At 38.3% G+C, this 15,250-nt stretch carries 15 protein-coding genes and 1 tRNA gene; 4 read left to right on the top strand and 12 right to left on the bottom strand.

The window, feature by feature from the left end:
- Positions 1-4: 4 nt before the first annotated feature.
- The 6 genes from AACZ73_RS12910 to lepA form a co-directional block, all read right to left on the bottom strand.
- The gene (locus tag AACZ73_RS12910) at positions 5-547 is read right to left on the bottom strand and encodes a DsrE family protein (RefSeq protein ID WP_339878399.1); all 543 of its coding nucleotides are present in this window, start codon (positions 545-547) and stop codon (positions 5-7) included.
- A 75-nt stretch (positions 548-622) separates the two neighbouring features.
- Positions 623-1,165: a HEPN family nuclease gene (locus AACZ73_RS12905; RefSeq protein WP_339878397.1), complete on the bottom strand. Its 543-nt coding sequence runs from the start codon at positions 1,163-1,165 to the stop codon at positions 623-625.
- A 268-nt stretch (positions 1,166-1,433) separates the two neighbouring features.
- A tRNA-Leu gene (locus tag AACZ73_RS12900) sits at positions 1,434-1,517 on the bottom strand.
- Positions 1,518-1,644: 127 nt separating this feature from the next.
- Positions 1,645-2,529 carry a tetrahydrofolate dehydrogenase/cyclohydrolase catalytic domain-containing protein gene (locus tag AACZ73_RS12895; RefSeq protein ID WP_339878395.1) on the bottom strand — a complete coding sequence of 295 codons (885 nt, stop codon included), beginning with the start codon at positions 2,527-2,529 and terminating at the stop codon, positions 1,645-1,647.
- 60 nt (positions 2,530-2,589) lie between these two features.
- A complete protein-coding gene (locus tag AACZ73_RS12890) occupies positions 2,590-2,952 on the bottom strand; it encodes a four helix bundle protein (protein ID WP_339878393.1) in 363 nt (120 codons plus the stop codon).
- 199 nt (positions 2,953-3,151) lie between these two features.
- Positions 3,152-4,945, bottom strand: coding sequence for a translation elongation factor 4 (lepA, locus tag AACZ73_RS12885; protein ID WP_339878742.1), 1,794 nt, complete (start codon positions 4,943-4,945; stop codon positions 3,152-3,154).
- 174 nt (positions 4,946-5,119) lie between these two features.
- Between lepA and AACZ73_RS12880 the strand changes: the two genes are divergently transcribed.
- Together AACZ73_RS12880 and AACZ73_RS12875 are read left to right on the top strand one after the other, a co-directional pair.
- Complete coding sequence (locus AACZ73_RS12880; protein ID WP_339878392.1) at positions 5,120-5,659, top strand: DUF4924 family protein; 540 nt, start codon at positions 5,120-5,122, stop codon at positions 5,657-5,659.
- A 93-nt stretch (positions 5,660-5,752) separates the two neighbouring features.
- On the top strand, positions 5,753-6,250 hold the full coding sequence (locus AACZ73_RS12875) for a hypothetical protein (RefSeq protein ID WP_339878391.1): 498 nt from the start codon (positions 5,753-5,755) through the stop codon (positions 6,248-6,250).
- 139 nt (positions 6,251-6,389) lie between these two features.
- Here the strand turns inward: AACZ73_RS12875 and AACZ73_RS12870 are convergent, their stop codons facing one another.
- Entirely contained in the window at positions 6,390-8,315 is a 1,926-nt protein-coding gene (locus AACZ73_RS12870) for an AAA domain-containing protein (RefSeq protein ID WP_339878390.1), read from the bottom strand.
- Positions 8,316-8,377: 62 nt separating this feature from the next.
- On the opposite strand from AACZ73_RS12870, the gene AACZ73_RS12865 reads away from it, so the two are divergent.
- Positions 8,378-8,983, top strand: a complete 606-nt coding sequence (locus AACZ73_RS12865; protein ID WP_339878388.1) for an ACP phosphodiesterase — start codon at positions 8,378-8,380, stop codon at positions 8,981-8,983.
- Entirely contained in the window at positions 8,970-9,425 is a 456-nt protein-coding gene (locus AACZ73_RS12860; RefSeq protein WP_339878386.1) for a hypothetical protein, read from the top strand. The genes AACZ73_RS12865 and AACZ73_RS12860 overlap by 14 nt, the downstream gene beginning before the upstream one ends.
- 126 nt (positions 9,426-9,551) lie before the next feature.
- Here the strand turns inward: AACZ73_RS12860 and AACZ73_RS12855 are convergent, their stop codons facing one another.
- The 5 genes from AACZ73_RS12855 to AACZ73_RS12835 all read right to left on the bottom strand — a co-directional run bounded on the left by AACZ73_RS12855 (position 9,552) and on the right by AACZ73_RS12835 (position 15,186).
- Positions 9,552-10,091, bottom strand: a complete 540-nt coding sequence (locus AACZ73_RS12855; protein WP_339878384.1) for an inorganic diphosphatase — start codon at positions 10,089-10,091, stop codon at positions 9,552-9,554.
- A 90-nt stretch (positions 10,092-10,181) separates the two neighbouring features.
- Complete coding sequence (locus AACZ73_RS12850) at positions 10,182-11,267, bottom strand: hybrid sensor histidine kinase/response regulator (protein ID WP_339878382.1); 1,086 nt, start codon at positions 11,265-11,267, stop codon at positions 10,182-10,184.
- Positions 11,260-13,389: a 7TM diverse intracellular signaling domain-containing protein gene (locus AACZ73_RS12845; RefSeq protein WP_339878381.1), complete on the bottom strand. Its 2,130-nt coding sequence runs from the start codon at positions 13,387-13,389 to the stop codon at positions 11,260-11,262. Before AACZ73_RS12845 ends, AACZ73_RS12850 begins: the two co-directional genes overlap by 8 nt.
- Entirely contained in the window at positions 13,386-14,093 is a 708-nt protein-coding gene (locus AACZ73_RS12840; RefSeq protein WP_339878379.1) for a hypothetical protein, read from the bottom strand. Before AACZ73_RS12840 ends, AACZ73_RS12845 begins: the two co-directional genes overlap by 4 nt.
- Positions 14,077-15,186, bottom strand: coding sequence for a ThiF family adenylyltransferase (locus tag AACZ73_RS12835; RefSeq protein WP_339878378.1), 1,110 nt, complete (start codon positions 15,184-15,186; stop codon positions 14,077-14,079). Before AACZ73_RS12835 ends, AACZ73_RS12840 begins: the two co-directional genes overlap by 17 nt.
- Between the last annotated feature and the right edge of the window lie 64 nt (positions 15,187-15,250).

The raw sequence follows: 15,250 nt of genomic DNA, 5'->3' as shown, positions 1-15,250 counted from the left end.
GGGATTAAAACTTTAAGACGGTATAACCTTTTGGTGCATAAGTAGTCACAGTGGTCAAAGCCGAAAGTGCCACATTTGCGCCGACATACAAATCAGATTTTTCTAAATCTCTAGCACGCATTGATTGGCCGCATACCAGGATTTCTACTCCAGCTTCTTGCAGCGCTTTATATACCGCAATATTTGGGTTATCGGAATTGTAACGTTTCTGATAGACTTCATTGTTCATCACAGTGGCAATCGCACCACCATGCACCACTACTTTCACATGCATTCGCTCTTTGGTAACCCCAGCAAGACCATGCAAATTCATCATCCTCGCAACATTATCTACCCAGCGGCTTACCTCGGCATTGTCCTCAGCAGCCGTAGAAAGATCTACTAATATATAAAAATCTAAGCTTCCATCGGGCTTTTCCGATGCATCTGGCACCTCATAAATTCCTCCAAACCCCTTCACCAGAGGGAATTGCGCTTCTTGGGAAAATGAAAACTGAGAAACTAAAAGAATAAAGGCAAAGATAGCTGAAGCAAATAATGGTTTCATAAGTCTGTAATTAGTTCGAAAATGTAAGGAAATATAAGGGAGGAAGGATGCCGATGGTGGAAAAAGGAAACCTCCTTAAGAATTTTTATCATTCCTCTCAACTTCTTGTAAATACCCAATATATCTCCTAAAAATATTTTGAAGCTGCTCTAAAAAAAATCCCATACCACTAATTGGGACAACTATTTCACATACTCTTGAACTACTTTCATTTTTATCTAAAAAAATCACAGATACATTAGGTTCAAACGTCACTCTACCATGTGCAACAGCATTTCGCATATGCCTTACAAAGTCAATAGACTTTGAATCAGACTCATAACTAGAGTTGGCTTTTAGTTTAATCAGATCAATAAATTTATTCAAATTATCAAACTCAGCAGGAAATTGATTCTCTAATAATTGTTTAGGCAACACCAACATTGCACATAAAGTCATAAGTAATGCACCTTGATTATCCACTTTTATTTTCTTTAAAGAATCTTTAATAAATGGATCTCCAAATTTCATTTGCTCATAATAGCTTGAATCCAAAAAATCATTATTTTTCAACTCAATCAACAAAACGGTAGTAAAATGAGCCTGAAGGAGTAAATTATCTTCTTGGGAAAGAGTCATAATTATAAATCTTAAATTCAATTACAATATAGGCTTAGTTGCTTTTATATGGATACTTTTTAGGTTTCTCACAATAGGTAAATCCCAGATATCTAAATTTTTGTGTAGATATTCTAACTGAGTTGAAGCTTCTGGAGAAGCAGGAAAACTTTGTAACCTCTGCGAAAAACTCCGCGTCCACTGCGGTTTAAAAAACAACAAGACCTTCGAGGTTTCAAAAACCTTAAAGGTCACAAAAAAAGCCCTGAATTGCTTCAGAGCTTCCTTGTGCGCACGAGAAGATTCGAACTTCCACACTACTTAAAGCACCAGCCCCTCAAGCTGGCGTGTCTACCAGTTTCACCACGTGCGCGGTTAACAGTCTGCAAAAGTATCAGACTTGCCTATTCCAAACAAACCCGACGCAAACCTTTTGCATTTATTTTCTTTGGGATTCCTCAAACGCCTCTGTTAGTATTTTCACCAACAGAAACACATTATCATCCGTAAACTTTCTTCTCAGCTGACAAGAGCGTATTGTAAAGTAAAGATGCAATCGTCATCGGCCCTACTCCACCAGGTACCGGCGTGATCGCAGAAGAGATTTCCGCCACTTCTTCAAACTTCACATCTCCAACCAATCTGAAACCTGACTTCTTGCTTTCATCTTCGATTCTGTGGATTCCCACGTCAATTACCACAGCGCCTGGCTTCACCATATCTGCAGTTACGAAATGAGGCTTTCCTAAAGCTACGATCAGAATATCAGCAGTTTTAGCGATCTCTGGAAGATTAGCAGTTCGGCTATGTGTCAAAGTCACGGTAGCATTTCCAGGATAGCCATTTCTTGCCATCAGGATACTCATCGGACTTCCCACGATATGAGATCTACCGATCACCACGCAATGCTTGCCTGAGGTCTCGATATTGTATCTCTTCAGCAATTCTACGATCCCATAAGGAGTTGCCGCAACGTAAGCAGGCCAGTTCAAAGCCATACGTCCAACGTTTGCTGGAGTAAATCCATCTACATCTTTCTCGGGCTTGATCTTATTGGTTACTTTCTCAACAGAGATATGCTTAGGAAGCGGAAGCTGAACGATCAATCCATCGATATCAGCATTCTCATTAATATCCTCCACCACTTTTAACAATTCATCTTCGGAGACATTATCCTCCAGTCTTACCAAAGTTGATTCAAAACCACATTCTCCACAGGCTTTCACTTTTGCATTCACGTAGGTCTGGCTCGCTCCATCACTTCCCACAAGAATAGCTGCCAAATGAGGTGTTTTGCCTCCTTCAGCTTTTATTTCCGCCACTCGGGCAGCGATTTCGGATTTGATTTGCGATGAGGTGAGTTTTCCGTCGATGAGAATTGCCATATTTTATTATTTACGGATTCAAACTTCGAAAATCAACATTCGAAGTTCGCCATTCATTATTCAATTATTATTTCTTTCAGCTGTTCCAACACTTTTTACAAATATTGAAATTAACTGGTTGCATTCATTCTGTATAACTTCAATTGCATTTTGATCAAGATGAAGTTTAGCTTTTTCAACAATCTTAATAGCAACTCCACTTTCCCTTAGCTCTTTCAAAACTATTTTCATTTTATGGATAAAGTCCTTTCGGGATTCTCCTGACTGTGCTTCTCCATAATTCAAATCAGTCGATGTTCCACTTCTAAGAAGCTGATTCGCCATGTGATTTCCTGCTTTTGAGTTGACCATGGAATCGGTAAAAGATATAATAGCAGCAGCGAAATCTATTAATCGCTCCTCTAAATCATACTTTCTTTCCATTATACCCAAGTATAGTGTTGAATTCTAATACTTCATTATTTGAAATTCTTCATTCTAAATTCGAAATTTAAACCATCAATGGTTGAAGTACCGTTGACCCCCACTTCATTATTCGAACTTCATCATTCTTCATTTGAAATTAAATTAATAATGAATGTCGAATGATGAATACTGAATTTCGAAGTTTTAATAAGCGGTATTAATCCAGCTTCAGCACCGCCATAAATGCTTCCTGAGGCACCTCTACGTTTCCGACTTGTCTCATTCGCTTCTTACCTTTTTTCTGCTTTTCAAGCAATTTACGCTTACGGGAAATATCACCTCCATAACACTTCGCCAACACGTTTTTACGCATTGCCTTTACTGTTTCTCTAGCTATAATTTTCTGCCCGATTGCCGCTTGGATAGCGATTTCAAACATTTGACGTGGAACGAGTTCCTTCAGTTTCTCACAAAGTCTTCTGCCCCAATCGTACGCTTTATCTCTGTGAACTACCGCTGACAAGGCATCAACAGGCTCGCCATTTAGCATCACATCCAATCTCACCATGTGCGAGATCTCGTATCCTTTTAACTCATAATCCAACGAAGCATACCCTCTAGATATGGTTTTCAATTTATCGAAGAAGTCAAAAACAATCTCCGCCAATGGCATATCGAAAGTCAATTCCACACGCTCAGCAGTAAGGTAAACCTGGTTTTTGATCTGACCACGCTTGTCCATACAAAGCGTAATTACTGCACCAACATATTCTGCGGCAGTGATGATAGAGGCTTTCACATAAGGCTCTTCAATATGCTTCATCCGGGTTGGATCAGGCATATCGGAAGGTGCATTAATGATCTGATAGGTATCGTTTGTCATGAGTGCTTTGAACTGTACCGAAGGCACTGTCGTGATCACAGTCATGTCAAATTCCCGCTCCAAACGCTCCTGGATAATCTCCATGTGGAGCATTCCCAAAAATCCACAACGGAATCCAAAGCCCAAAGCCATGGATGTTTCAGGCTCCCAAACTAGCGAAGCATCGTTCAGTTGAAGCTTCTCCATGGAATAGCGTAGCTCTTCGTAGTCCGTAGTCTCCACAGGATAAATACCTGCGAAAACCATAGGTTTTACGTTTTCAAAACCCTGAATAGCTTTATCACATGGTCTTTTGATGTGCGTGATTGTATCACCCACTTTGATTTCTTTGGCAACTTTCACCCCAGAGATCAGGTAACCTACGTTGCCGGCGCTCATGGTTCGTTGTGGAATTTGGTTTAAGCCCAAAATCCCGATTTCATCTGCCTCGTATTCCTTTCCAGTGTTGACAAATTTGATCTTGTCTCCTTTGCTGAAGGTACCGTTGAAAATTCTGAAGATTACCTCCACGCCTCGGAATGGATTGTAAACCGAGTCAAAAATCATCGCTTGAAGAGGTGCATCCGGATCTCCTTTAGGAGCTGGGATTCTAGTCACCACAGCTTTCAGGATATCGTCAATACCAATACCTGTTTTGCCGGAGGCCAAAATAATATCTTCTCTATCGCAACCGATCAAATCAATCACCTCATCAGCAACGGATTCTGGATCAGCTCCTGGAAGGTCAATTTTGTTTAGTACAGGGATGATTTCTAGGTCATGACCCAAGGCCAAGTATAAGTTGGAAATCGTCTGAGCTTCAATTCCTTGGGAAGCATCCACAATCAGCAAAGCACCTTCGCAGGCCGCTATAGATCGGGAGACCTCGTATGAAAAATCCACGTGACCGGGGGTGTCAATCAGGTTGAGCGTATAAATTTCACCTTCATGAGTATATTTCATTTGGATCGCATGAGACTTGATCGTGATGCCACGCTCCCGCTCTAGATCCATATTATCCAACAACTGGTTTTGCATATCGCGATCTGCGACCGTATCAGTTTGCTGTAATAGTCTATCCGCCAAAGTACTCTTCCCATGATCAATATGGGCTATAATACAGAAATTCCTTATTTTTTGCATATCCATTCTGCCCGCAAAAGTAGTAAATAAGTAGGAGATAAGAGAATTTTCAAACTCAATGATCAAGTTTCAAATTCAATATTCAAAATAGCAATCCTCCAATAGTTCTCCTGAAAATTGAAAATTGGTAATTGAAAACTGAAAATTTCTCGAACTTTGCACTTTCAAAAACCCAGTAAAATGCAGTCTGTAGCCGAAAACAAGAAGTCAAACAACATCGCCGAATACATCATCTACATGTACCAAATGGAGGATCTGATCAGATCCTACCAAGGAAATCCTGATGAAATCAAAACCTTCGTAGTAGAGAAATATCCAGTTTCTGAGGATGAGAAAAAGCAAATAGCTGATTGGTATTTAGGTCTTCTAGATAAAATGAAAGCTCAGAATATTTTGGGAAAAGGGCATTTGGAAGAATTGAATAATCTTGTTTCTGAGCTGGCTCAAATCCACTGGAACCTACTAAAAGCTGATCCTACATACTTTGAAGCCTATAAAAAAGCCAAACCATTTATTATTGAAGCTGTAATGCAGGCCGAAGGCCAGGATCTGGGAAATGAAATTCAAATCTGCCTAAATGGGGTTTACGGTCTTTTGCTTTGTCGCCTTCTAGGTAAAAAAGTATCCGATGAGCAATTGAAATCAGCTGATGCCTTTGGGGATATTCTTAGCACGCTGAGCTATCATTTTAAAGTGAAGAATACGATTTCGAAGAATTAGAACTGGATTGAAAAATTTGAAAATTTCCTCCCAACTACTCAATCAAAACAGTTACAATCAGCTTTGATAGACAAACCAAACAGATAGGATACTTTGAAACGAAAAATAAAACAAATACTCACATTTATTTTCGTGACACTTTTAATAACTTCTTGTGACAAGATAACTCCCGCTGGTTTCTGGACAGATTTTCATAAAGACCTGATGTTAACAAAAAATAGTGACCAAGGACCCTGGGGAGGACATAGGGAAATAACTTGGAAAAGTGAAGCTAACGGTACCTTTACTGATAAAGCATTAATTGAATTTGCTGATAAAAATGGCTGGAAGCTTATAGACAGCACATCATTTTCAGTAGATACCTTGACCGAAAAAACCTTTTCTAAATTAAAAAGTGACGACTATTCCTTAGATATTTTAAACGAAAACATTTTACCAAAACTCAAAACAAAGGATAATAGAGTATTTGTTTTTAAAACGAATTGGTTAGAAGTTGAACCAGGAAATGCTCGTGAATCCTTTGAAAATGGCTTTGCAATACTAAACTCAGACGGGACAGAATTGAAAATATTTCACTTATGGGGAGATTAATATTTTATCAATAATCAGCTCATAGTTAAAGTAGATTGTTTATATAAGAGACCATAGCTACGAACAAGGCAGAAATTATTTTTCTTCACCTTGTAATCGAAATCGAATTTTCAGGGTGTTTAACAGAATTTTCAAATCTTCATAAAAACTCCCACACACTTCTATATCCCTCATTTTTCTCAAAATACTGAAGTAATTGATCAAAGAATGGGTTTTGGGCTAAAGTGCTGCTATCGCCAATCAGTACCAGTTTTCTCTTTGCCCGCGTCAAAGCAACATTCATCCTGCGAGTATCTGCAAGAAAACCAATCTCCCCTTTTTCATTGGACCGAGTAAGGGAAATCATCATCAGATCACGCTCCTGACCCTGGAAACCATCCACCGTATCGATCGTAATCACATCAGAAAAAGCTCGCAGATTTGGATATTCAAAACCTTCGAAAATCAAAGATCGAAGCAAACGAACCTGTGCTCCATAGGGAGCAATCAGACCAATAGTCCAGCCTTCTTGCTTAAAGTCCGAAATCCCAATTCTTTTAACAATCTCATTCAGATAGCGGCAAGCAAAAGCAGCTTCTTCGGGATTGCATGTACTCAAGCTGTCTTGTTCCTTTTGATCAGTAAATCCTGCACCGGCTGTATCAATCCATTCCAAGGCACTACTCTCACCAGGAAAAGTATGGGAGTTTGTATTCTCGGCAGCATGAAGTTCTCCTTTATAGAACTGCTCATTGGAGAATCCCATAATTGCTTCCGGCATTCGGTATTGCACTTGTAGCATTTGTGAAGTATGAGGCTTCCGGGCGATCACTTTTTCAAATAAGGTCTCAGACAACCCTTCCTGAGCCGCCTGAAAAGACTTTATTGTAGGCGGAAGCTGGCAATGATCTCCTGCAAAAACTACTTTCTTGGCCTTCAAAATTGGAATCCAAGTTGCCGCCTCCAGTCCCTGAGCTGCTTCATCGATAAAGACCACATCAAACTCCATCCCTTTCAAATTGTAAGATGATGCACCTACAAGTGTGCTGGCAAAAACCTTTGTCCTCTGAAAAATATCGTATTGAATGTATTCTTCCAGAGATTTGGATGCCTCCCTGAGTCGGGAAACTTCCGCATACATCAGCTTTCTTTGCGCACGTTCTTCAGGACCAAAATTGCGCTTGTATTGCTTGGCCAATTTCAGGTATTGGTCAGTTTCTTTTCTAAGCTTTTTTAAATCACGGTAACTCGGATGGTAAGCTGTTTTGGCATCCAAAGTCTGATTCAGAATCTTCTCCTCCACTCTAGCCGGATGACCAAGACGCAAGGTTTCAATCCCTCGATCGATCAGCTTTTCTACCAAAAGATCCACCGCGGCATTACTTGGTGCACAGACTAAAATCGATTCTCCGGCGATCACCGAATCTTGTATCGCTTCGATCAATGTTGTCGTCTTTCCAGTTCCCGGAGGTCCGTGAACGACCGCCACATCTTTGGCATTTGCTATCAGTTCACAAGCTTTGTTTTGGGAAAAATTGAAATTGGGTTTTGTGTAAATCTGCTTTTCAGAAAACTGGGGCGATTTTTCACCCAGCAGAATTTCCTTTAACTCATCTACCCGCTTGTTTTCAGAAGAAATCACTTTTTTCAGTGCAAACTCCATTTCCCGATAGCTCGCTTCATCAAAAAGAAGGTCCACCCCAAGCTTCCCTCCATCCATCCATTCTGGCAATTCATCTGCTTGCAAAGTGACGGCCATGGTATTTTGTCTGACAAAATTTATGACACCGTTTACCTGATTCTCAGTAGCATTATAGTATTCATGAGTACTGAAAAAGGAAACTGATTTACCCGAATTAAACGACGACGCATAACTCGCGTCCGAGCGCTCCACCTCCACGATAAGGCGTTCTCCCATTCCGATTTTACTCTTTTTGAGTTGAATCGGGTGCCAAGTAATTCCTGCTTTTTTCTTCTCAGCAAGCGAAGTATTCAGGAATTTCTGTTTGTATTGGGCGAGATCTTCCTGCCATTCCAGTTTTAAAAGTTTCAGTCCTTTCTTTAATTCCTCAGTGACTTTGTCCATCAATCCGTATTTTAGACGAAACTAATCAAAACCGCTCGAGTTTTCCCAACTCAACATTGCCTATGAACTACCTAGCCCATGCTTATCTTTCTTTTGGTCAGGATGAAGTGCTTGTGGGTAATTTTATTGGTGATTTTGTGAAGGGAAAAATGATGAGTGGCTTCCCTCAAGGCGTTCAAAATGGAATTAAGCTACATCGTGAAATTGATTTGTTTACAGATACTCATCCATTAGTAAGAGCAGGACAGAGCTATTTGAGGCCAACATTCAGACATTACTCCACCGTGATTACGGACATTTATTTTGATTATTTCTTGGCAAAAAACTGGGCAAAATACAGCAGCATCCCTCTGGAAAATTTTATCCAAAACACATTTGTCACACTGAGACACCATCGGCAACTTTTCCCTGATCGCTTCGCAAACATGTTTCAATGGATGGAAAAAGACAATTGGTTGTTGAAATACCGAGAAATAGACGGGATTAAGCAAACACTTACCGGAATGTCCCGAAGAACTCGCTTCGATTCTAAAATGGATGTAGCCCACCTGGCTCTAATAGAGAAAGAAGCAGAATTTGAGGTGATTTTCTTCGCTTTCTTCAAGGATTTGGAGACTTTTGCACGAGAGAAATTAATAGAAATTCGAGATTCCAATGCTGGTCATTAAACCAAAAGTATCCACCTACATTTCTTTGAGCCTAGTTTTGCTCATCCTTATTTCTGGCTTAGTATTCATCCTTAGGGACTTTGCCTACAAAGGAAGTTTTGGAATCTGGTTCTATTTGAGTGCCTGCTCGCTGATTACGTTAGTGATTTTGATGCTACTGGTGAAAATGCTGGCGGGATACCGGTTCATCACAGCAGGAAGAGATCAGATCATTGTCAAATTACCTCTGAGAGGTTACACGAAAACCTATCCAGTCAGTCAAATTTTAGCTTGGGAAGAGGAAGTAGTTATGGCGAATAAAAAAGAGTTTCGCCAAGTAACTATCGCATTTTCAGATAAACAATCCATTTCTGTTTCTAACCACGAGCATGAAGCCTATAAAGATCTAATAGCATATTTGGCTAAAAAAGCGAGTAAGCAAAAAATCAAAAGTAAGAAGTAGGAATTCAGAAATCTGTAGTGAAAAATCTTATCACTAGACAAAGCATATAATCGCGATCTCACATAAACCTTTGTGACCACAGCAGTGAAAAACGAAAAAAGCCTGAGATGATCTCAGGCTTTCATTTTATTTTCTAGTGCGGAAGTTTTGATCATATAGCGCAACGCTCTCTTTGATGATTCTCATTGCATCTTCTTTACCGAGAAAGTCTTCAACTTTCACTTCCTTATTTTCCAGCTTTTTATAATCCTCAAAGAATCTGTGAATTTCCTTCATGAGGTGCGGTGGTAGGTTATCAATATCCTCTATGTAATTCACGGACTGGTCACCTGCAGCTACCGCAATAATCTTATCATCTGCTTCACCACCATCAACCATTCTCATCACGCCAATCACCTTAGCTTCTACTAAGCACATAGAAGGAATGTCTATCTGTGAGATGATTAGAATATCCAAAGGATCATGATCTTCACAAAAAGTTTGTGGAATAAATCCATAGTTTGCAGGATAGTGAACTGCTGAGAAAAGCACTCGGTCTAGCATCAGCATTCCGGTCTTCTTATCCAGCTCGTATTTTCCTTTACTACCTTTAGGTATTTCAATTACTCCTGTTACGAATTCAGGGGCATTTTTCCCAATGTTGACGTCATGCCAGGGATTAATCATAATGTATTTAATTAGTTGATAAAAAGTTTAGCTTATAACAAAGCAAGCACAAAGATACATTTTAGTATGAAAGTCCAGAGGAACCTGTCATTATTTCATGCTCGGCAAAGTTACTTTGAAAGTTGTCCCTTCTCCAAATACCGACTCCAAATCAATTTTTCCACCCATTTGCTCCACAGCTTCTTTGACCATATAAAGTCCCAAACCAGTGCCCACATTCTTTTGAGTTGCCCGGGAAAATAAGTTAAACACATCAGGGTGATGCTTCTCCTCTATACCGATTCCATTGTCAATTAATGTAATTACTGCGCTCGCTTCGGATACATCTATATTCAGACTTATTTTATTTTCACCTTGATCCCCCTTTTGAAATTGCACTGAATTACTAAACAAATTATTTAGTATTACGCGAATTTTTGAATCGTCGGAGTAAAATGAATGCTCTTGATTAATGTGAATATCAATTCGGATATGCTCGATGTTGAACTTCTCGTTATAAGCAACAAGCTGCTGATTTACTATTTCCTTAAAATTGATTTTGGCTATTTTATTGTCAATTTTAGTTGACCGATAGAAGTCCAACATTTTGAAAATAAAGTCATCCAACTTATCCGTAGCACTGTCTATCATATCAAAATACTCTAATGCATCAGGATCCTTAAGTTCCATTTTTGCCAATTTGGATACCCCAGAAATACTCATTAACGGCCCTCTTAACTCATGGGATAAACTATAAACGAATTGATTCATCTCCGAATGAAGTTTCTTGAGTTTAAGATTTTTGTCTTTAAGCTCACGCCGCATAAAATAAATATCAGCAGCATTCTTAATAGAGTTCTTTATCTGCTCAATATTCCAAGGTTTGTCAATAAACCGATAAACTTCCCCTTTATTGATAGCATCTATCACAGATGCTATGTCGGAATAGCCTGTTAGTAATATTCGGATAGGGTCAGGATTAAACTTTACAAGTTCCTCAAAGAACTCTGTACCAGTCATGCCTGGCATTCTTTGATCAGCAATTACCACATGAACTTCTTCTTCCTTGGCAATTTTTAATCCTTCTTCAGCATCAATAGCAGTAAAAATCTTAAAGTCTTTTCTGAGGGTGGCTCTGAATGACTTTAGGTTATTATCTTCATCATCGATATAGAGTACATGAATTTTATCATTCATAGCGTTTGGCGCTTTGGTGAATAGGAAGAGTGATTTTAAATAGAGTTCCCTGATCCTCCTCAGAAATTACTTCAAGAGTTCCCTTATGATTTTCAATTATAGAATAAACAATTGAAAGCCCCAAACCTGTACCTTTTCCGACAGCTTTTGTAGTGAAGAAAGGTTCAAAAATTCTTTGCTTGACATGTTCTGGCATCCCCGGTCCGTTATCTTCAATTTCTATCGTGACAAAATCTTGAGATGCTTTTGTACTGATCGTAATTTTAGGATCTTTAATAGTATCTATTCTATCTCCTAATGCCTGAACTGCATTGTTGATAATATTCATGAATACCTGATTGATTTTTCCTGCCAGGCATTCTACCATAGGCAACTCACCAAACTCTCTAATAACCCGGATTTTACCTGGTATGGTGCTATTCAAAAGAATAATAGTACTATTAATCCCATCGTGAATATCCACTTTTTTGACATCCTGTTCGTCCACGCGGGAGAATATGCGAAGTCCCTTTACTATTTCTACAGTACGCTTCGCCCCGTCGTCCATTCCTTTTAGAAGCTGATCCACTTCCCCAAGGACATAGTCTAATTCTAAATCCTCCTCAAGATCCTTTGCCTTCTTCTTTGAATTTTCAGTGAATTCCTTCTCTCCGGTTTCTCGATAAAATTCAATAACCTCCATAATGTCTTTGATATCTCTTTTTAGAGGGGTAATGTTAGAACTGACAAAATTGATGGGGTTATTTATTTCGTGGGCAATTCCCGCAGTCAGTTGACCAAGAGACGCCATTTTTTCTTGGTTTACTAGTTGACTCTGCGTATTCTGCAAATTCCTTAATGCTTGCTCAAGTTCATCAGTTCTTATCTTAACTTTATCCTCAAGCATGCTATTCTGTTGCTTTATTAGCTCCTCATTCTCGTGAAGAACACGAAGCCTTTCAATTTGTTCGTCTTCTTTTTCTTTTTTCAGAATATTAATCCTATCTGCAAGCGCAAGTGAAAGTATTATAGCTTCTAAAGCTGTCCCAATTAACATCGGTAAGTTTGAAAACGAACCGAAGTTTATTAGACCTAGATTTTGAAAAACAAACAACAAAAGACCAAAGAGAAAAAAGATCCACGCTGCTAAAAAGTAAAAAGCCGGGCGATATCCCCTCCTCGCCATAATTATACCTGTACTCACAAAAAAAACTACAACCAATAAAGCCCCTAAATCTGTAAATGAATAGCTTAGCGAAACAAAACCAAACACTCTGACAACCGAGCTGATTGTATATACCAAAAAAATTAAGTTTAACCCTTTATTAATTAATGGAAGGTGCTTTTTAGTCTGTAGAAAATATCTTAAAAACAGGACTCCAAAAATACCAGATAAAGATGAAAATACTATTAAACTGTTTTCGTATAAGATAGAATTTTGAAAGAATATAAAGAAATAGCTATATCCTAAAATAGAAAGTTGAACCGCAGCTATAAACAATATATATAAACAATAAAAAAAATACACTTTATCCTTGACTGAAAAATACAATAACAGATTATATAAAAATAAGGCAATCATAATACCTACATAAATGCTCACAAGTGAAATTATAGTGGTATATTTATGATAGAATTCATCCACTTCACTTACTGCTACAGAAAAAGCAATTGGTTCTGTAGAAAATATTTTCAGATAATAGGTTTCGCTCTCCTCTATCTTTTCTTTAAAAATAGGAAATGGGTAAGTAAAGGGGTTTCCTTTCCCAAGATGCTCTTTGAATAATCTGTTTTCCTGCTTAATAGACTCCCCTTTTGCAACTTTATATAACTCTACTATACGGAAAGTGGGATTTCTAACCTCAATAATAGATTCTTCACCATTTTTTGCAAAATCGGTAAGATCAAGTTTAGCCCAAACCGTATCCGCTAAAAACCCTAGAGAAGCATTTTTAATAGGTTTCTCTTGTGTGGTTTCTAACGGTTGAAATTCACCATTTTCTACGTAAAAAAAACTTATATTTTTTACCTCATACTCCTCGTTAAAAAAACTAGAACGAAGTAGAATTATTGACAATATAACTACTGCAACTAATAAAGATACACCTAAATATAAACCTCGGGTTCTAGGATTTCCTTTCATATTATAGTGAGGTCACTTATGTTCAAATCGAAATGAATTTCCAAAGATCCTTTAGGACTCTCATCCAATAATATTTGATTCGGATTATTTCTTAAATTATCAATAAACTCCTTTTCTACTGCAACTGAATAAGGCAAATTCATCACATCTTGAATTTCCATAATAGTAGCTACAAGCCCTTCCTTAGGATACAGGAAAGAGCCATTATCTCCTAATCCATGAATTATTTCAAATCCAACAGATTGTGAATTCTTGACAGTATAAGGTGAGCAAAATGCCATTAAACTCTTTAATCCTAAAAATGAGGTAATCGCAACTCCAATTCTTATAAGGTAAATACTTCCAAGTCCGTATCCAGATACCTCCCTAGAGTTCCATAGACCACAATATTCTGCCACTTCCAAATCCTTATACTTTTTCATGTACTCTATAATCTTGACATCCTTTTCCAAAATAGCACCCTCTAATGGAAGTGGGAAATTTTGATTGCGGAGCTGGATTCTTCCTCCACCCAGAACCCTGTTTTCTCCATCCATTGATTCTACTAGAAGAAGATAAACATTAGGGTTGCTGACCCATGATCTATCTGCAGATGTCACTTTAGTCACACCGTAAGATTCTAAGACATTAAAGTGGCCTGCAATGTATTTTTCGGTTTCTTCCGGAGAAGAAACAGCTCTAACCACCCTAATTCTTACCTTCATGACCTTCTACCAAAAATTCATCTAAATCCACATATATTCGCCCAGAATACGAAATCTGAGAACATAGGATATTTTTTGAAAAATAGGCACACATCGCTCCACCCATTACCACTGAGGAGGCTAGTTGAGGCCAAGTTGTTATGCTTTTACCCATTTCTCCTATACTGAATTTCGCCTTTTCAGATAATTTTTCGAAATCCAAAATAGACATCATCATGTGACCTCGATTCTGTTCCAAAACATCTAGCAACTGGCTTTCAGCACCAAACTTCGCAAGCATTCCGTGAAAAATAGGAAGATCGTGCTCCATATCAAAGCGCTCCATATCTATCATGCCGCGATCGCTTGTGTCCATCAAAACAGGTATTTTAAGCTGTTTAGCTTTAATTCTACTCTTAATTTTCATGTCAAGACTATCACATTCTTCAATCAACAAATCCAGCTGTCCATCCTTTGTGAAAAAATCGTCGATATTTCCATCATGAATCCCTTCACTATAGAGCACGACATTTAAATAAGGGTCTATTTCTGCAATTTCACGAGCTACAATAATAGATTTCTTAATCCCAATATTAAATACTCCCGTCCTAATCCTATTTAGATTACTGAGTTCCAGTGTATCGAAATCAGCTAATCTGAGCTCACCAAATCCTCTCTCCATTGCCAAGGTCAACGCAACGCTCTGTCCAACAGAGAGACCAATTACTCCAATTTTCTTCTTTGAAAGCGCTTTTTGCTCCTCCTCTGTTATTTTATATTTATTCCTCACTGTTCGTACAGCTGCATATTCTTCCTCAGGGAGTAAATGGACCAAAGATTTTCTCCACGGATAATAAACCCAGTTTCCATAGTTGAAGGAGCTTTCAGCACCAAAAAATTCTGAAATCGCTTCGTCAAGTTCAATTTTGCTAAACTTCCTTTGTGGATTTCTTAATTTGATCAAATCTCCAACTTGGGAATTAATCTCATCAAAGACAAAAATTGAAGAATCATTTATAAATTCTTGTAGAACCTTTTCCGAATCTCCTCCTGAATTACTTATAATCAGAGGTTTATATTGTTCTTCATAGGAAACGTCCATTTGTAGTGACATCGAAATTTACTTGTTAGATTTTACTATTATGGGTGAAATATTTTTTCTAAAATGGAATAAATCA

The organism is uncultured Algoriphagus sp. (genome assembly GCF_963974835.1).
In the GTDB taxonomy this organism is placed as follows: Bacteria; Bacteroidota; Bacteroidia; order Cytophagales; family Cyclobacteriaceae; genus Algoriphagus.
The sequence above is the reverse complement of the archived record's forward strand: the minus strand, read 5'-3'. Positions and strand labels throughout refer to the sequence as shown.

Coding starts and splice junctions, on each gene's coding strand:
- AACZ73_RS12910 (WP_339878399.1), bottom strand. CDS start 547: ATGAAACCATTATTTGCTTCAGCTATCTTTGCCTTTATTCTTTTAGTT.
- AACZ73_RS12905 (WP_339878397.1), bottom strand. CDS start 1,165: ATGACTCTTTCCCAAGAAGATAATTTACTCCTTCAGGCTCATTTTACT.
- AACZ73_RS12895 (WP_339878395.1), bottom strand. CDS start 2,529: ATGGCAATTCTCATCGACGGAAAACTCACCTCATCGCAAATCAAATCC.
- AACZ73_RS12890 (WP_339878393.1), bottom strand. CDS start 2,952: ATGGAAAGAAAGTATGATTTAGAGGAGCGATTAATAGATTTCGCTGCT.
- lepA (WP_339878742.1), bottom strand. CDS start 4,945: ATGGATATGCAAAAAATAAGGAATTTCTGTATTATAGCCCATATTGAT.
- AACZ73_RS12880 (WP_339878392.1), top strand. CDS start 5,120: ATGCAGTCTGTAGCCGAAAACAAGAAGTCAAACAACATCGCCGAATAC.
- AACZ73_RS12870 (WP_339878390.1), bottom strand. CDS start 8,315: ATGGACAAAGTCACTGAGGAATTAAAGAAAGGACTGAAACTTTTAAAA.
- AACZ73_RS12865 (WP_339878388.1), top strand. CDS start 8,378: ATGAACTACCTAGCCCATGCTTATCTTTCTTTTGGTCAGGATGAAGTG.
- AACZ73_RS12860 (WP_339878386.1), top strand. CDS start 8,970: ATGCTGGTCATTAAACCAAAAGTATCCACCTACATTTCTTTGAGCCTA.
- AACZ73_RS12855 (WP_339878384.1), bottom strand. CDS start 10,091: ATGATTAATCCCTGGCATGACGTCAACATTGGGAAAAATGCCCCTGAA.
- AACZ73_RS12850 (WP_339878382.1), bottom strand. CDS start 11,267: ATGAATGATAAAATTCATGTACTCTATATCGATGATGAAGATAATAAC.
- AACZ73_RS12845 (WP_339878381.1), bottom strand. CDS start 13,389: ATGAAAGGAAATCCTAGAACCCGAGGTTTATATTTAGGTGTATCTTTA.
- AACZ73_RS12840 (WP_339878379.1), bottom strand. CDS start 14,093: ATGAAGGTAAGAATTAGGGTGGTTAGAGCTGTTTCTTCTCCGGAAGAA.
- AACZ73_RS12835 (WP_339878378.1), bottom strand. CDS start 15,186: ATGTCACTACAAATGGACGTTTCCTATGAAGAACAATATAAACCTCTG.